Source organism: Bradyrhizobium forestalis (assembly GCF_002795245.1).
Lineage (GTDB): Bacteria > Pseudomonadota > Alphaproteobacteria > Rhizobiales > Xanthobacteraceae > Bradyrhizobium > Bradyrhizobium forestalis.
Map to the genome: position 1 here is coordinate 98,270 of NZ_PGVG01000007.1, position 14,972 is coordinate 113,241.

Below are 14,972 nucleotides of genomic sequence, written 5' to 3' on the forward strand. Positions count from 1 at the left end.
TTACATCTCCGATCCGTCGTAGGCACCGGGACGCTCGAGCACCGAGTAACCCTGCCGCCAGTGTTGCACCGCCGCCTGCAACGAGCGCAGGAACATCAGCACGAAGCCGAGCAGCACGGCGTAATAGACGAGGTTCTTGGGAAAATTGATCGTGGTCATCTGCTCGTCGCCGATGACCTGGATGTAGACCCAGACCAGCTTGGTGGCGTAGCCGAAGAAGGCGATCCGGATCAGGTCGATCATGGTCGAAAGCGCGCGCCCTACGGGTCGCGGCAGATAACGGTAGACGAGGTCGACCTGGATGTGCCGCGACAGCCGCACGCACATCGAGGCGCCGATGAAGACCACGCCGATCAGGCAATAGGTCGCGATCTCCTCGGTCCAGGCGTAGCTGTCGTTGAGCACATAGCGGGTGAAGAACTGGAGGAAGACGGCGAGCGCCATCACCCAGAAGATCGCAAGTGCCACCCAGTCCTCGAACGCGTAGATGCCGAGATCGACCTTCGGCGTCGCCTCCTCCTCGAAGGTATGGGCGATCTCCTCCGCGGTGATCTGCCGGTGGATTTCGGCGATGGACATGGGGTTGCTCCTCTCCAAATCGTCGTTCCGGGATGGCGCGCTAGAGCGCGGAATGGCTTTAGGTTGAACCGATTGTCGTGGCTCGCTCACCTCTCCCGCTTGCGGGAGAGGTCGGCGCGGAGCGCCGGGTGAGGGTTGTCTCCTCTTGGGGACTGTCCCATTGCGGAAAAACCCTCTCCCCAACCCTCTCCCGCAAGCGGGAGAGGGAGCGCACCTCCGTTGAAGCAATCAAACCTGATCCCATCACGCGCGAGCACCAGACCCTGAACCTCAAGATTCTCGGCTGCGCAATTGCGCACCTTAGTTTCGGTCCTGCGGACCGCCCCGGGATGACGACGACGTCGTCATTTCACCGCCTGGATCTTTTCCCAGTCGGCCTTGCGATAACCGAAGGTCTCGAACGCCACGTTCTTCAGCACGGTGTCGCGGAACTCGTTCTTGTCGACCTCGGTCACGGTCAGCCCCTTCTCCTTGAAGAAGGCGACCAGCTTGGTTTCGTTCTGCTTGATCTCTCCGGTCGCCTTGGCGGCCGCCTCCTGCGCGACGTCGGTGAAGATCTTCTTGTCCTCGTCAGAGAGCTTCTTCCACAGCGCGCCGGCGATCACGGTGTTGAGGTGGTCCACGATATGGCCGGTCAGCACGATGTGCTTCTGGACCTCGTAGAACTTCTTGGCCTCGATCGTGGTCAGCGGATTCTCCTGCGCCTCGACGGTGCCGTTCTGGAGCGCCAGATAGACTTCGGCGAAGGCGATCGGCGCGGTGTTGGCGCCGCAGGCGCGAGGCATTGCGAGGTAGGCCGGCACGTCGGGCACGCGTATCTTCAGGCCCTTCATGTCGGCGCAGGTCTTGATCGGCTTGTTCGACGAGGTCTGGCGCACGCCGTAATAGGTCACCGCGACGATGTGGTGGCCACTCTTGTCCTCGTAGCCCTTGGCGAGCTCCTTGAAGATGTCGCTCTTGGTGTAGGCGAGGAGGTGATCGGCGTCGCGGAAGGTGTAGGGATAATAGGTCACACCGATCGGCGCGAAGCTCTTGGCCGCGAAGCTCGAGCCGGAGATGATGATGTCGACCGAACCGAGCGAGAGGCCCTGGTTGATGTCGGCTTCCTTGCCGAGCTGGGAGGCCGGATAGACCTCGATCTGGTAGCGCCCATTGGTGCGCTTGCCGATCTCCTGCGCGGCCCAGACCGAGGCAGTGTGGAACGGCTCCGACGTCTCGTAGACATGGGCCCATTTGAGCTTGGTCTGCGCCATGCCGGCGCTGGTCGCTGCCAGCAGCGTGGCGGCGGAGATCACTGCTGCAATCGTCATCTTCTTCAACATCGACTTTTCCTCCATCGTTCAAGTCTGCTTCTTGTTCGCCCGCGCCCGAAGCGGATGCGGGCCGCCCAATCTCATCGCCGCCTGGCGCCGCTGCTCGCGGCTGGCTTCTTGTTCGGCGCATGTTTCGGTTTCGACGGTTTTGCCGCCGATCGCACCGCGCGGCTTTGCGCCGAAGCCGATCCCGCCGCGGTCTCGGCACCGAAGTTTTGTGCAAAGCGTTCCTGGGATCGCGCCAGATGAGCGCGCATGGCTTCACGCGCGGCGTCGGGATCATGCGCTGCGATCGCGTCGCGCACGGCGCGATGCTCGTCCAGCGCCGTGCGCCACGTGCCCGGGCTCTCGAAATAATGCGCGAGCTGCGCGAAATAGGGATTGAGACGCTGGTCGAACAGCTCGCCGACCACGCGCACCAGAACGGCATTGCCGAGACTTCCGGCGATCGCGACGTGGAACGCGCGGTCGTGGACCATCGAGGCTTCGCCGGGATGCTCGACATTCTCCATCGCGACAAGAGACGCATCGATGCGGGCGAGATCGTCCTTGGTCGCGACGCGCGCGGCCTGCTCGGCGATGGCGCTTTCCAGGAATTCGCGGGCGCGCAAGAGCTCGAACGGCCCCTCGATGACGGAAGCGGGTGCGGGCGCGGCCACGGCGGCGGGCTCGATCACATAGATGCCGGAACCGACGCGGATGCGCAGGCGGCCTTCGACCTCGAGCGCAATCAAGGCTTCGCGCACCGTGGGCCTGGATACCTGGAGCTGCTCGGCGAGCTCGCGCTCGGTCGGCAAGCGGCTGCCGACCGCGTACTCGCCGCTGTCGATCAGGCTTCGCAATTGATCGGCGACCTGGCGATAGAGCCGTCTCGCCTCCACAGCTTCCAGCGGCACGCTGGTCCTCCCGAAAGGGTCTCGCGCGGCGCCTCCCGGCGCCCGCGGCCCGCCAATTTTGGAAAATTGGTCTTACCAATTGACCGGAGCATTGACCTGATACGGGCGCCATGTCAAGCAGCGGCCAAACACAGGGAGAGACGACCATGCGCCTTGGCCGCGCCAATCTCGACCGGCTGCCGCCAGCCATCCACCGCCCGGCCTATGATCGTTCGCGCGTCACGCCCGGCATCGTGCATCTCGGCCTCGGCGCGTTTCATCGCGCGCACCAGGCGGTTGTCATCGATGACTGCCTTGCCAGCGGCGCCACGTCCTGGGGCATCGTCGGCGCCAGCCTGCGCAGCCCGGATACGCGCGACGCCCTCGCCCCGCAGGACCATCTCTACACAATTGCCGTACGCGCCGCCGAAGGCACCGAGCACCGCGTCATCGGCGCCCTTCTCGACAGCGTCGTCGCGCGCGAGAAGCCGGCAGCGCTGGTCGAGCGCATGGCCGATCCCGCCACCCGCATTGTCTCGCTGACGGTCACCGAGAAGGGCTATTGCCACACGCCGCAGACCGGCGACCTCGACGAACGGCATCCCGATATCGTGCATGATCTCAACAATTTCGATGCGCCGCGCTCGGCGCCCGGCTTCATCGTCGCCGCGCTGGCACGCCGGCGGGCGCTGGGCGCCACGCCGTTCACCGTGCTGTGCTGCGACAATCTCGCCGCCAACGGCCACACCGTGCAGCGGATCGTGACGCAGTTCGCCGCGCTGCGCTCGAAGGATCTCGGCAAGTGGATCGCGGATGCGGTCGCCTTCCCCTCGACCATGGTCGACCGCATCGTGCCGGAGACGACGGATCGCGACCGCGATGCGGTCGCATCGGCGCTGGGCATGCGCGACGCCTGGCCGGTGATGACCGAGCCGTTCACGCAATGGGTGGTCGAGGACCGCTTCACGGCGGGCCGGCCGGATCTCGCCGCTGCGGGGGTCGAGCTCGTCACTGACGTCAGGCCGTTCGAGTTGATGAAGCTGCGGCTGCTCAACGCGAGCCATTCCGCGCTCGCCTATCTCGGCTATCTCTCAGGCTACGAGACCATCGCAGACACCATGCAGGATCCGCATTTTGCGCGCCTTGCTGCGCAGGTGATGGAAGAGGCCGCGGTAACGCTGACGATGCCCGCGGGCACCGACCTCGCCGCCTATCGCGCCTCGCTGCTGAAGCGCTTCGCCAATCCGGCGCTGCATCACCGCACCTGGCAGATCGCGATGGACGGCTCACAAAAGCTGCCGCAGCGGCTGCTCGGCGCGATGCAGGATCGCCTCGCCAGGAACCTGCCGGTCGCAACGCATGCGCTCGCGGTGGCTGGCTGGATGCGCTACGTCACCGGCCGCGACGAGCAGGGCCGCGCCATCGACGTGCGCGATCCACTCGCCGGCGAGTTCGCCGCGCTGGCGCGCGAGGCGGGCCCCGTCGCCGAGCGGCTCGCGCCCGCACTGCTCGGCGTGGCAAAGGTGTTCGGTCCGCTCGGCGCCGAGCCGCGCCTGCGCGAGGCCGTCACCGCGGCGCTCGGCCGTCTCTACAAGGATGGCGCGCGGCAAGCCGTGGCGACGCACGTCTCGGCGTGACCCACTGAGCGGGCAGCATCTTGAATGCTGCACTGCGGCCAAAATCGACGGAAGTTGCGCTTGATTTTTGCCAGTCCTTGCCCCACCCGAGAGCGATGGGAAAGGACAGCAAGGTCATCGCCGCCAACGCGGCCTTCTACGCCGCGTTCTCAACGGGCGACTTCGCCGGCATGGAACGGATGTGGGCGGACGACGACTCCATCTCCTGCATCCATCCCGGCTGGCCGGCCATCATCGGGCGCGCCACCGTGATCGGAAGCTGGCGCGATATCCTGCAAAATCCGCAGCGGCCGCAGATCGTCTGCGCGGAGCCGCAGGCGATCGTCGACGGCGACAGCGCCCGCGTGCTCTGCATCGAGATCGTCGACGGCACCGCCTTGGCCGCCGCGAACCATTTTCGCCGCGTCGGCGACGACTGGCGCCTGGTGCACCATCAGTCGAGCCCGATCGCGCAGATTGTCGAGCAAGCCGAAGACGATAGAACCAGTCACCGCGTCCACTGACGGCGACGATCACGCGAGCGTGATCTACTGTGCATGGGGTTGTTTTTCAGTTTTTGTTTGGGCGGTCCAAAAGTTCCGACAGATCGTCGAGCACAACCCGCGCCGCGGCGAGGTCATCGTCCGCAAAGAACATGCTGCGCGTGATCAGAACCGGGATGCCGGCGCGCGAGGCCGCAATCAGGCCGTTGGCGGAATCCTCGATCGCAACGCACTCGGCGGCGTCGAGCTTCAGCCGCGCCAGCGTTTCGAGATAGACGTCCGGCGCGGGCTTCTTGTGCCTGACGTCATCGCCGGCGACGATCGCCTCGAAATCCGAAGCCCAGGTCGTCCCCAGCGCCTGCGAGAGCAGCGCATCGATATTGCCGTGCGAGGTGGTGGTCGCGATCGCAAGCCGCTGGCCCCGCGCCCTCGCCGCAGCGAGCAGATCCGCCACGCCCGGCCTTAAGGGGCAGCAGCCGGTCTCGACCAGCTCGGCATAATACGCGGTCTTGATGCGGTGGAGCCCTGCAAGGTCCATGTCCGACAAGGGCGGAGCGGTCCCCAGCCTCTTGTGGTAGGCGCGCATGCGCTCCTTGCCGCCGGTCACGCGCAACAGGTCCTTGTAGACGGTGCGATCCCACTGCCAGTCGAGACCGTGGCGGGCGAAGGCGAGATTGAAGGCCTGCCGATGCAGCTCCTCGGTCTCGGCGAGCGTGCCGTCGACATCGAAGATCAGCGCAGCCGCGCGCCGGATCAGCTCGTTGGCGTCGCATCGCGCTGTCGCGGGCGCCTCCGTCTGCGTGATCGACCCGATCGCCAACAACGCCTCCCTCCCGACCTACCCGTGACGGGCGAGCATCCCGCAAAGTGGCAGGCGAGACAAATCGCAATATCTTTTGTCGGACCCAAAAATCTCTTATGAGCGAAAGGCGCAGCTGGCGCGAACCGGAACTCCGACGGAAGACGCATGCGGCTCTTCATCCTTGGCCTCGGCTACAGTGCCCGACACTTCGTCCGCAAGCACGGCGACAGCTTCTCGCATGTCGCCGGAACCGTGCGCGATCCCGCGCAGCGGAACGATCTCGCCGGCCTCGAGGCGCATCCGTTTTCGGGCAGCCGTCCGTCGCGCGAGATGGTTCAACGGATTCGCGACGCCGATGTCCTCCTGGTGTCGATCCCGCCCGGCAGCAGCGGCGATCCCGCGATCGCGGCGTTCGGCGACGTGCTGCAGGGAAGCCGACGTAGGGTCGTCTATCTCTCCACCATCGGGGTGTACGGTGATCATGGCGGTGCATGGGTCGACGAGAGCACGCCGCCGCAGGCCACCCTCGACCGCACGCGCATGCGGATTGCGGCGGAGCAAGCCTGGACCGAAGCGACAGGCGGCGATGCGGCCATCCTCAGGCTCGCCGGCATCTACGGTCCCGGCCGCAATGCGCTGGCGACGCTGCGCGCAGGGACGGCGAGACGCATCATCAAGCCGGGACAGGTCTTCAACCGCATCCACGTCGACGACATCGCAAGCGCAATCATGGCCGCTGTTCATCACCCGGGCGGCGGCGTTTGGAACGTCTGCGACGACGAGCCCGCGCCGCCACAGGACGTGATCGCCTACGCGGCGAAGCTGATGGGCGTGTCGCCGCCGCCTGAAGAAGCGTTCGCGACTGCCGAGATGTCGGCAATGGCGCGCAGCTTCTATGCCAGCAGCGCCCGTGTCTCCAATGCGAAACTGAAGCGCGAGCTCGGAATCGCGCTGGCCTATCCCACCTATCGGCACGGCCTCGACGCGCTGTGGCGCGCGGGTGAAGGACGATAGGGTTCCTGCGCGCCGACGCGTCCCAGACATGCCCCGCTCGCGGTTGACTTCGTCTCAGTGCGGTCGTGATCTAGGGATCGAGCGAGCCACCGCAAAACGAGCTCGCGTCTTGGGAGGATGCAATGAACAAGACGATCGCCATGATCGCGACGGCGGTTGCCGTCATCACGCTCGGCGCAACGCGCGCCGCACCGCTACCCGAAGCCAATCCCGACGATGTCGGATTCTCGAAACAAGGCCTTGCACGGCTCGATGATTTCTTCGCGCGCGAGATCGCGGCCAAGCGCGTGCCCGGCGCAGTGGTCGCCATCGCACGTGACGGCAAGCTCGTGCATTACAAGGCCTATGGCCTGCTCGATCCGGCCAAGGGCACGCCGATGCAGGTCGATGCGATCTTCGCGCTGGCCTCGATGACCAAGCCGATGGCCGCGGTCGCCGGCCTGACGCTGATGGAGCAGGGACGGCTGCCGCTCCAGGCCAAGCTGTCCGACTACTACCCGGGCTTCGCCGACATGAAGGTGGGCGCGGCCCAGGCCGACGGATCCCTCAAGCTCGAACCGCAGGCCTCGCCGATCTTCATCCATGATCTCTACCGGCACACGTCCGGACTGATGTATGGCGGCCGTCCGGACAGTTCGAGCCCGGTGGCGCGGCAATATCCCGATGGCATTGCGCCGGCGATCGAAGGCGACACCCACGCCTTCATCGATCGCATCACCAGACTGCCGCTGGCGCATCAGCCCTCGACCGAGTTCGAATATGGTTTCTCGATCGATGTGCTTGGCGCCGTCGTCGAGAAGGTCAGCGAGCAGAAACTCGGCGAGTATCTCATCGCCAATGTCTGGCAGCCGCTCGGCATGAAGGACGCGACCTTCCACCCGACCGACGCCCAGCGCCCTCGCCTCGCCCGCCCGTTCGCGAACGATCCGCTGACCGGCAAGCCGCAGGCCATCAAGCTCTTGGACACCCCAACCAAGTTCGATTGTGGCGGCGCCTGCTCGTTTGCGACGGTCGGCGACTACATCCGTTTCGGGCAGATGCTGCTCAATGGCGGCGAGCTCGACGGCCAGCGCATCCTCGGACCGAAGACCGTGCATCACATGACGACCAACCATCTCGGCCCCGAGATCAAGAACAACGTGGCGAACGTCGAGCCGCATCGCGGCGGCTTCGGCTTCGGCCTTTCGGTTGCGGTCCGGACCGGCGAAGGATTGTCGTCAGTCCCCGGCAATCCCGGCGAGTTCACCTGGAATGGTGCCTACGGAACGCAGTTCTTCTGCGATCCCAGGGAGCGTCTCGTCGTGGTGGTGGGGACGGCGGCGCCGGGTGAGCTCAGGAAATATTATCGCGAGCAGGTCCAGGACATCGTCTACGGCGCGATGACGGAGTGAGATCGGATATGAAAGAGAGAGGGCGGACGCTCTGGCCGCCCTCTCGATATCCAAACGTCAGCCCAACACGCCGTATTTCTTGAACCAGGCCTCGGCCCGCTTCCAGGCATCTTCCGCGGCGTCCTTGCGGTAGCTGCCGCGATAATCGGCATGGAAGCCGTGCGGCGCTTCGGGATAGATCTTGAACTCGGCCGTCTTCTTGCTCTGCTCGAGCGCTGCCTTCATCTGCTCGACCTGGGCGACGGGAATGCCGGTATCGGCGCCGCCGTAGAGGCCGAGCACCGGCGCCTTCATCTGGGGCGCGAGCTGCATCGGGCTCTTCGGCCACAGCGGATTGGCAGGATCGACCAACGTACCATAGAAGGCAACGCCCGCCCTGAGAGCGCCGCTGTGGGCAGCATACTCCCAGACCGTGCGGCCGCCCCGGCAGAAGCCGATGATGCCGAGCCTGGCGGCGTCACCGCCTTGCGATCCTGCCCATGCCACCGTTGCATCGAGATCCGACCACAGCTCGGCGTCCGGCTTCGCATTCACCACCGGCAGCAGGTCCTTGACGTCCGAGACCTTGGTGAGGTCGACGCCCTTGCGGAAATAATAGTCGGGCGCGACCGCCAACGCGCCGAGCTTGGCGAGGCGCCGCGTCACGTCCTTGATGTATTCGTGCAGGCCGAAGATCTCCATCGCCACGATGATCATCGGCGCCTTGGTGTTGCCCGCGGGGCGGGCGACATAGGCGGGCATCTCCTCGGAGCCCACCTTGATCTTGGCATCGCCGGCCTCAAGACCATTGGTGTCCGTCGTGACCACTTCGGCGCACACCGGTCCGGCCGCAAGCGTATAGCCCGCCGCCACGGCCGCGGTGGCACTCATGAATCCGCGGCGTGAGACCGGGGCGCTCTTGGTCAGCCCGACGACGTCGGATGGCATGGTGGTTTCGAAGCTCATTGGCCCAATCCTTCCTGATGATTGCCATCCCGCCCGGGGGCGACGCATTCGCCAATAGTTACCGGCGGAACGCAAATCACCAGCCTGCGAGCACGCTCGCTTTCACGCCAAGCCAAGAGGGCCGGAGATCGCGCGAGCCGCAGCTGCATGAAGTCGTCGAATTCGACGATGTTGCCAAGCGTGGCTGCCAATGCGGCACGATTGACGTTGAACGGCGCTGGACTCCCAACGACACTCCGACGTTCCCTGGATCGCGCGTGTGCCGAACTTAACCGTCTAGCTGCATTGCATCGCAACATCCATTAACCGAAAAATGCGGTTCTTTCCCTACTGGCCGGACCGTCAGACGTCGCATGCAATGCTCGTGTTCGCGCACTCGACAGGCTCGGCCGCAACAAATGGCAATCGCAGTAGCGACAATGACACATCATGTTGCTTGCGCATCGGACATCATCGCCAATCCCCGCGCGGACCGTCGTCATTTGATTGAAATTTTCAGAGGATCTGGGCCGCGCGATTTACTCGAACTTTCTTTGTGACACCGTAGTTCCACGGCCGGAAGTTCCATCTCCGGAAACGGAGAAGCTTCCTCCCGACGCGCGATCGGCCGCCCGGCAACGGACGAAGGAGCGCACGGGGTTTCATTCCCGTCCACTCAGATTGCGCTACCCAAGGCTCAATTGAATAAACGTTTATCCGACCTGGAACCGAAATGAATTTGGCTCGCGAATCGATTGAACTGTTGGAGCAGGCCGCGCGAATCCTGTGGTTCGAAGGCACCAAGCACGGTTTGCGCGACCGCGAATGGATGGCGCTCCGGTTCCTCTCCCGCGCCAACCGGTTTTCCCGAACGCCGTCGGCGCTGGCTAGTTACGTCGGCACCACGCGCGGCACCGCCTCTTTCATCATCGGCGAGCTCGAGCGGCTCGGTTATCTCGAACGAAAGCGCTCGGCCACGGACAAGCGGTCGGTGATGTTGAGCGTGACGCAGCAGGGCAAGAAGTTCCTGGTGCGCGACCCCGTCAATGTCCTCGTCGAGGCGATTGCCGTTCTCGACGACGACATCAAGATCCGCTTCCGCGACACATTCCGGCACGTGCTGGACCACTCGGATGCTGCCGAGCAGCGGCACCACACCGACATTTGCAAGCGGTGCATCTTCCTGCGGGAAGATCGCACCACCACCGACAGCAAGACGACCGTCGAGTTCAGCTGCCGTCTGTTTCGCGCGCCGATCGCGGAGGCGGAGGTCGATCTGCTATGCACCAGCTTCGAGCATCACCGACAATAGAGGGCGGCTCGATCAAGGCGTTGCCTTGCGTGACGAATAGATGACGCCACCGCTGGATTCCACCACGAGGCGCCCGTTCTCGCTCCTGATCTCTTCGATGCGGCCAAGACCGGGCACCTGTTGCCCGAGCACGGCCTCGATGACGCCGTTTGGGCCTTGCAGGATCGCAATCCCCTCATAGGCCTGGCGGACCGACCAGCCCTTGATCGTCTTGCGCGGCGCCGACGCACGCTCGGGCGCAGGCACCGATCCCGTGAATTCGGGCGCTGCGACCGAGGCCATCATCGGCCCCTGCTGCGACACGGGCTGGGATTGCACCATTGTCGGCGCGGGAGCTTGGGCCTGCACCTGAGCGAGCTTGTCGAGCTTCACTGTGGAGGACGAGCTCACCCGCTCGATCCGGTCCAGGTTCTCGGCAAACCTGCCGAAGCGATCATTCGTCACCTTGCTCGATTGATCGACCGCTGTACGCAAACCGTCGAGATTTTCGGACACGCCCGACACCTGCTTGCGCAGCTGCGCGACGGTTTCGCGCAGAATTCTGATCTCCGCATTGGCTGCAGCGTTGTTCTGAGCGGGCTGGGTGGTGAGATAGGCGATCACGCCAGTGCAGGCGCAGACCACCAGCATGGCAGCGACCGCCAGAGTTGCGAGCGGCGCGACCCATGTCGGGCTCGGTGGCGGCGGCTTCGCCACGATCACGGCCGGCTTGATCACGGTCGGCGCGGGTTTCGGGATCGCCATCTTGTCGAGGCGGGCCTTGGCGCGAATGCGCTTCAAGCCCTCGAGTGCCTCCTTTGCGAGAGCTTCGTCGCTCGCCGCGGCCGATACACGCTTTGCGCTCGCAGCAGGCTTGGTCGCTCGCGTAGCATTGTCCTTTGTATCGCTCGCCTCCGGAGCCGGCTTCGCCACCGCGGAAGCATCCGCGGTCCCGTTGGGGCGAGCTTGTCCATCGGACAACATGTGAAAATGCTCCGTTCGTTTCGATCTATCGAACGGTGACGTTATTTGCCGAAGCTTGCCTGAACCGTGCGCATCGGAAACTTTTCATCGCGCGCGATGCGACGCCGCATGAGTCAATCGCGCCATACACGTGGCGATAGTGCGACTCGAAAGACACACACACGCCAAGATTTCACCAAGCTGGAGTCGCGATGCCGGACATGAGTCGAATTGTCGCATGTGGAAAAGCGAGCGCCGGAGTCAATCCGGGGTTGAAAACCCCTCAATTTGCCCGACCCGGAGCATCCTCAAAATAGCTGTAATTGTACGGGGATGCGGAACTTTACAACCGGCACGGTGCAAAACTAGTTTAAGATCCAAATCAACTGATGCGATTGAATACATCAAGAAACAACCCGAAACGAATCAACAGCATCAAGCACGTGTAGCAATCGCTTTCTTACGCACGCTTGATCGGAAATCGGCAATTGTTACGGTCCTACTCAAGTGATTCTCGCCAGTTGGCGAGGAGATCGACACAGTTCAGCAGTGTTCGGACGCGATGAGCAACTTGGCACAACTGTTCTAGGTCGTTTCTCAATCCCTCCGCGAGGTGATCCGTAAGACACCCGCCGAGCCTCACGCAGTAAGCGTTTCAGTATCGAGTTGAAGTAACAGGCCTGCGAGACGCAGGCACTGAATGCGTAGGGCTGCCCGCGAATATCGAAATCATAACAACGGTTCGCGGGATGGAATGTCGTCAAACAGCATCGTTGCCGAGCCGGGGCATCACAACCACCAACCGGCCGCAACAAGTGCGAAACAGGGGCGAAAGACTGATGTATATTATCGTTGATGATCGCGAGAGCGTCGCGAACAGCTACGTCGGAGGGCTCGTTCGCGAAGGCGTATCGTCGATCGGCTTCTCCTCCGGAGAATTCTGGGACTGGCTGCAATCTGCGAGTGAATCGGATCTGGCGGCGGTAGACGCCTTTCTGCTCGGGGATTGCGATGCCCGCGGAAGCCTGCCGCGGGCGATGCGCAAGCGCTCCTCGGCGCCCATCATCGCCTTGAGCGGCCAGAAGATGCTCAAGAACACGCTGGAGCTGTTCGAATCGGGCGTCGACGACGTCGTACACGTGCCGATTCACCTGCGCGAGATCCTCGCCCGAACGGCCGCAATCGCGCGCCGCCGGGTGGGCGAACTACCGAGGCCCTGCGAGAGCAGGATCCAGGTCTTCTTCAACGGCCGTGACCCCGAGATCGCGGGCCACGCCCTCACCCTGCCCCGCCGCGAACTGCGCATTCTCGAATATATGGTTGCCAACCACGGCAAGTGGATCACCAAGACGCAGATCTTCAACGCAGTCTACGGCATCTTCGAGTCCACCTTCGACGAGAGCGTAATCGAGAGTCACGTCAGCAAGCTGCGCAAGAAGCTCCGCGACCGCCTCGGCTTCGACGCGATCGTGGCCCGGCGTTACGTCGGATACCGCCTCAACATCCCAGCCGGCGAAACCCTCGACGAGCCGGTGCAGGAGCTCGACGACGTCGGCATCCTCCTGAACAGAGCGCATGCCGCCCCGGCGGCATACCCGGCCGGAAACTGACGGCAAGGCACTGCCACGAAACCGGCAACGGCCTCTGCGAACACTCTTGCAGAGGCCGTTGTACTTTCAGCGGCAGAGACGGCAGGACACATGCCTGCATTCGCGACGCAACCGTCGTGGCGCCGGCCTGAGGTGGCCACTGGGCACGATCCTTCCGGAAATGGTATTTCCGAACGGCCTGCTCTACGGCTTCTGCTGGAATTCTTCCTTGGACACGTAGTTGAAGTCCTCGACCAGGACGTCCTGGACGATGTCAGCCTGCATCCGTTCGTTGACGCGCTGCTTGATCGCCGTCGTCAGAATGGAGAGGTCGTAACGGGCGAGCCTCCTGAAGTCGAGACGCTCGTCGGCATAGATCCTGCGGAAGGCCTCGTCGACGACGAACGGCTCCGGCGGAACGTTCAGCTGATGCATGGTCCGCGCCTCCACGGTGTAGACGAAGCGCGCGACGATGTAGCCCTGCACGTTGCCGTTCTCGACCATGGGCACGCTCAGGGCTCGCGTCTTCTGATATTGCAGCCCATCGAGATATTCGTCCTTCGCCGGCAGCAGGCTGCCGTTCTCCTTCCAATAGGCGACGGCATAGCTCGTGCCCGCGGTGAGGATGCATACCCAGAGCCCGGCCAGCACCAGTCTGATCATTTTCCGTCCTGCACTGTGCGACCGGTATAGGTGCCGTCGGATTCGGCTTCCTTGACCGCCTTGACGATGATGCTCGCGACCTCACGCACCGCGTCGTAGTGCATTTCCAGAATGGAACGATTCCGCTCGAGCTTCTCCCGCAGCCGCTGAATCTCCTCGGTGATCTCGATTTCGGCGCCGAGGTGCATCCGCGCCCGCATCAGGCGGACGAATTCGAGCATGCTCCGGCTCTTCCGGGCGCTGAAGTCGTCGAAATCGATCTTCTGTCCCGTCGCGAGCGCGACCGTCTCCTCCTCGACGATACTCGCGAGCCGGCGGATTGCGGCCAGGAGGCCACGCACCTCGTCCGATCTCACCGCATCCGCTGCGTCGGCCATCGCCTCGCCATTCGCGATCGGCAGCAGGACGGGCAGCAGTGCATCGCTTGCTGCCGCTTCCGTCGTCATCACCTCGGTCTCCGCGACCGCCTGGTCGATCGCCATGGCCGTCGCGCCTTCTAGTACCTGCATCGGAAATTCACCCCTCAACTTCTGTCACTCGTTCGCGGACCGTCATCCGGCCTTCCCCGCGGCGCCCGGTCCGGCCGGATGTGCGGCGGCGAGCTGCTTGGCGATGCCAATGCCCTTGCCCTTTGCCAGCTGGTTGCCGAGCTGCTCTGCCAGCATCGACTTCCAGACGCCGCCGGCGGTGCCCTTGCCAAAGACCTCCTCCGACTCCTTCGGCAGCATCGTCTCGACGAAGGTCTGGAGGATGAAGGCTTCGAACTTGCGGTAAACCTCGCCGGATGCCGGCGCCTTGATCACCTGCACCGGCGCCCCGTTCACTGCACCCGACTGCGCTTCGGCGACCTTCGCCGCAGATTGATCGGCAGCCGCCGCGGCCTTGCCGACCTCCGCGTCCATCGTGGCGGCGAAATCGGCGTCCGACGCTTTCAGCGCGTCGAGCTTCGCGGTCGCCGCGCGCTGCGTCACGGGATCGGCGGCTTCGAGGACATCGAGAACGAGGTCGGGCGTCGCTGTCACGATCATGTCTTGTTCCGGTTGGCTGGCTGTGGCGTCCACGCGCGCACGGTAAGGCTCGTTCCCGTCATTTCCTCGAGCGAGCGCTTCTCGGCGTCGCGGAGCTTGTCTGCGAGCGCGGCCTTCGCGACCTCCTCGAGCTGCTTCACGCGGCGGGTCTCGCGACGAACCTGGTCGAGCTGCCGCGAGGCCTGCTCGTTCACGGCGCGCGCGCCGACGCTCGTCCTGTTGAGCCGCCGCGCGATCGATTCGCTCGATGATCCCGCCGGCGGCGTTCCGTCGTTCAGGGCTCCGACCAGCCATTCCTGCTCGTGCTGCAGGCTGCGCTCCTGCTGCCGCAATTGCGCGAGCTGCCATTCGGACAGCCGGAGCTGGAGCTTCACCAGCGAGACCATCCGGCCGAGCTTGTCCGCACGCGAGGTCATGACCG

The 14,972-nt window shown here is 64.1% G+C and carries 16 protein-coding genes; 6 read left to right on the forward strand and 10 right to left on the reverse strand.

What is annotated here, in order from left to right:
* The 3 genes from CVM73_RS10925 to CVM73_RS10935 form a co-directional block, all read right to left on the reverse strand.
* Nucleotides 1–579, reverse strand: coding sequence for a TRAP transporter small permease (locus CVM73_RS10925; protein ID WP_100232015.1), 579 nt, complete (start codon nucleotides 577–579; stop codon nucleotides 1–3).
* Nucleotides 580–923: 344 nt separating this feature from the next.
* A complete protein-coding gene (locus tag CVM73_RS10930; RefSeq protein ID WP_430641296.1) occupies nucleotides 924–1,889 on the reverse strand; it encodes a sialic acid TRAP transporter substrate-binding protein SiaP in 966 nt (321 codons plus the stop codon).
* Nucleotides 1,890–1,972: 83 nt separating this feature from the next.
* The gene (locus CVM73_RS10935) at nucleotides 1,973–2,788 is read right to left on the reverse strand and encodes a FadR/GntR family transcriptional regulator (protein ID WP_100232017.1); all 816 of its coding nucleotides are present in this window, start codon (nucleotides 2,786–2,788) and stop codon (nucleotides 1,973–1,975) included.
* A 146-nt stretch (nucleotides 2,789–2,934) separates the two neighbouring features.
* Between CVM73_RS10935 and CVM73_RS10940 the strand changes: the two genes are divergently transcribed.
* Together CVM73_RS10940 and CVM73_RS10945 are read left to right on the forward strand one after the other, a co-directional pair.
* Nucleotides 2,935–4,404, forward strand: a complete 1,470-nt coding sequence (locus CVM73_RS10940) for a mannitol dehydrogenase family protein (protein ID WP_167406771.1) — start codon at nucleotides 2,935–2,937, stop codon at nucleotides 4,402–4,404.
* Between the two features lie 95 nt (nucleotides 4,405–4,499).
* Nucleotides 4,500–4,907, forward strand: coding sequence for a nuclear transport factor 2 family protein (locus CVM73_RS10945; protein ID WP_100232019.1), 408 nt, complete (start codon nucleotides 4,500–4,502; stop codon nucleotides 4,905–4,907).
* Nucleotides 4,908–4,953: 46 nt separating this feature from the next.
* Here CVM73_RS10945 and CVM73_RS10950 read toward each other — a convergent pair whose 3' ends face one another.
* Nucleotides 4,954–5,700 carry an HAD family hydrolase gene (locus CVM73_RS10950; protein WP_208639194.1) on the reverse strand — a complete coding sequence of 249 codons (747 nt, stop codon included), beginning with the start codon at nucleotides 5,698–5,700 and terminating at the stop codon, nucleotides 4,954–4,956.
* A 153-nt stretch (nucleotides 5,701–5,853) separates the two neighbouring features.
* Here CVM73_RS10950 and CVM73_RS10955 point away from each other — a divergent pair, with 153 nt between their 5' ends.
* The gene (locus CVM73_RS10955) at nucleotides 5,854–6,702 is read left to right on the forward strand and encodes an SDR family oxidoreductase (RefSeq protein ID WP_100232020.1); all 849 of its coding nucleotides are present in this window, start codon (nucleotides 5,854–5,856) and stop codon (nucleotides 6,700–6,702) included.
* Between the two features lie 122 nt (nucleotides 6,703–6,824).
* Nucleotides 6,825–8,093, forward strand: a complete 1,269-nt coding sequence (locus CVM73_RS10960) for a serine hydrolase domain-containing protein (protein WP_100232021.1) — start codon at nucleotides 6,825–6,827, stop codon at nucleotides 8,091–8,093.
* A gap of 57 nt (nucleotides 8,094–8,150) precedes the next feature.
* Here CVM73_RS10960 and CVM73_RS10965 read toward each other — a convergent pair whose 3' ends face one another.
* Nucleotides 8,151–9,038 (reverse strand): dienelactone hydrolase family protein, encoded by an 888-nt coding sequence (locus CVM73_RS10965; protein ID WP_100232022.1) that lies wholly within the window; start codon nucleotides 9,036–9,038, stop codon nucleotides 8,151–8,153.
* A 712-nt stretch (nucleotides 9,039–9,750) separates the two neighbouring features.
* Here CVM73_RS10965 and CVM73_RS10970 point away from each other — a divergent pair.
* Nucleotides 9,751–10,329 (forward strand): MarR family winged helix-turn-helix transcriptional regulator, encoded by a 579-nt coding sequence (locus tag CVM73_RS10970; protein WP_100232023.1) that lies wholly within the window; start codon nucleotides 9,751–9,753, stop codon nucleotides 10,327–10,329.
* Between the two features lie 12 nt (nucleotides 10,330–10,341).
* On the opposite strand, the gene CVM73_RS10975 is transcribed toward CVM73_RS10970, so the two are convergent.
* Nucleotides 10,342–11,292 (reverse strand): hypothetical protein, encoded by a 951-nt coding sequence (locus CVM73_RS10975; RefSeq protein WP_100232024.1) that lies wholly within the window; start codon nucleotides 11,290–11,292, stop codon nucleotides 10,342–10,344.
* Between the two features lie 818 nt (nucleotides 11,293–12,110).
* Here CVM73_RS10975 and CVM73_RS10985 point away from each other — a divergent pair.
* Complete coding sequence (locus CVM73_RS10985) at nucleotides 12,111–12,881, forward strand: winged helix-turn-helix domain-containing protein (RefSeq protein WP_167406783.1); 771 nt, start codon at nucleotides 12,111–12,113, stop codon at nucleotides 12,879–12,881.
* 183 nt (nucleotides 12,882–13,064) lie between these two features.
* Here CVM73_RS10985 and CVM73_RS10990 read toward each other — a convergent pair whose 3' ends face one another.
* From CVM73_RS10990 to CVM73_RS11005, 4 genes are read right to left on the reverse strand one after another with little or no spacing between them, the layout of a single operon-like run.
* On the reverse strand, nucleotides 13,065–13,523 hold the full coding sequence (locus CVM73_RS10990) for a hypothetical protein (RefSeq protein ID WP_100232025.1): 459 nt from the start codon (nucleotides 13,521–13,523) through the stop codon (nucleotides 13,065–13,067).
* Nucleotides 13,520–14,032 (reverse strand): flagellar biosynthesis protein FlgN, encoded by a 513-nt coding sequence (locus CVM73_RS10995; RefSeq protein WP_100232026.1) that lies wholly within the window; start codon nucleotides 14,030–14,032, stop codon nucleotides 13,520–13,522. The genes CVM73_RS10990 and CVM73_RS10995 overlap by 4 nt, the downstream gene beginning before the upstream one ends.
* A 42-nt stretch (nucleotides 14,033–14,074) precedes the next feature.
* Nucleotides 14,075–14,551, reverse strand: coding sequence for a rod-binding protein (locus CVM73_RS11000; RefSeq protein ID WP_167406772.1), 477 nt, complete (start codon nucleotides 14,549–14,551; stop codon nucleotides 14,075–14,077).
* Nucleotides 14,548–14,967: a hypothetical protein gene (locus tag CVM73_RS11005; protein WP_100232028.1), complete on the reverse strand. Its 420-nt coding sequence runs from the start codon at nucleotides 14,965–14,967 to the stop codon at nucleotides 14,548–14,550. Before CVM73_RS11005 ends, CVM73_RS11000 begins: the two co-directional genes overlap by 4 nt.
* Nucleotides 14,968–14,972 lie beyond the last annotated feature (5 nt).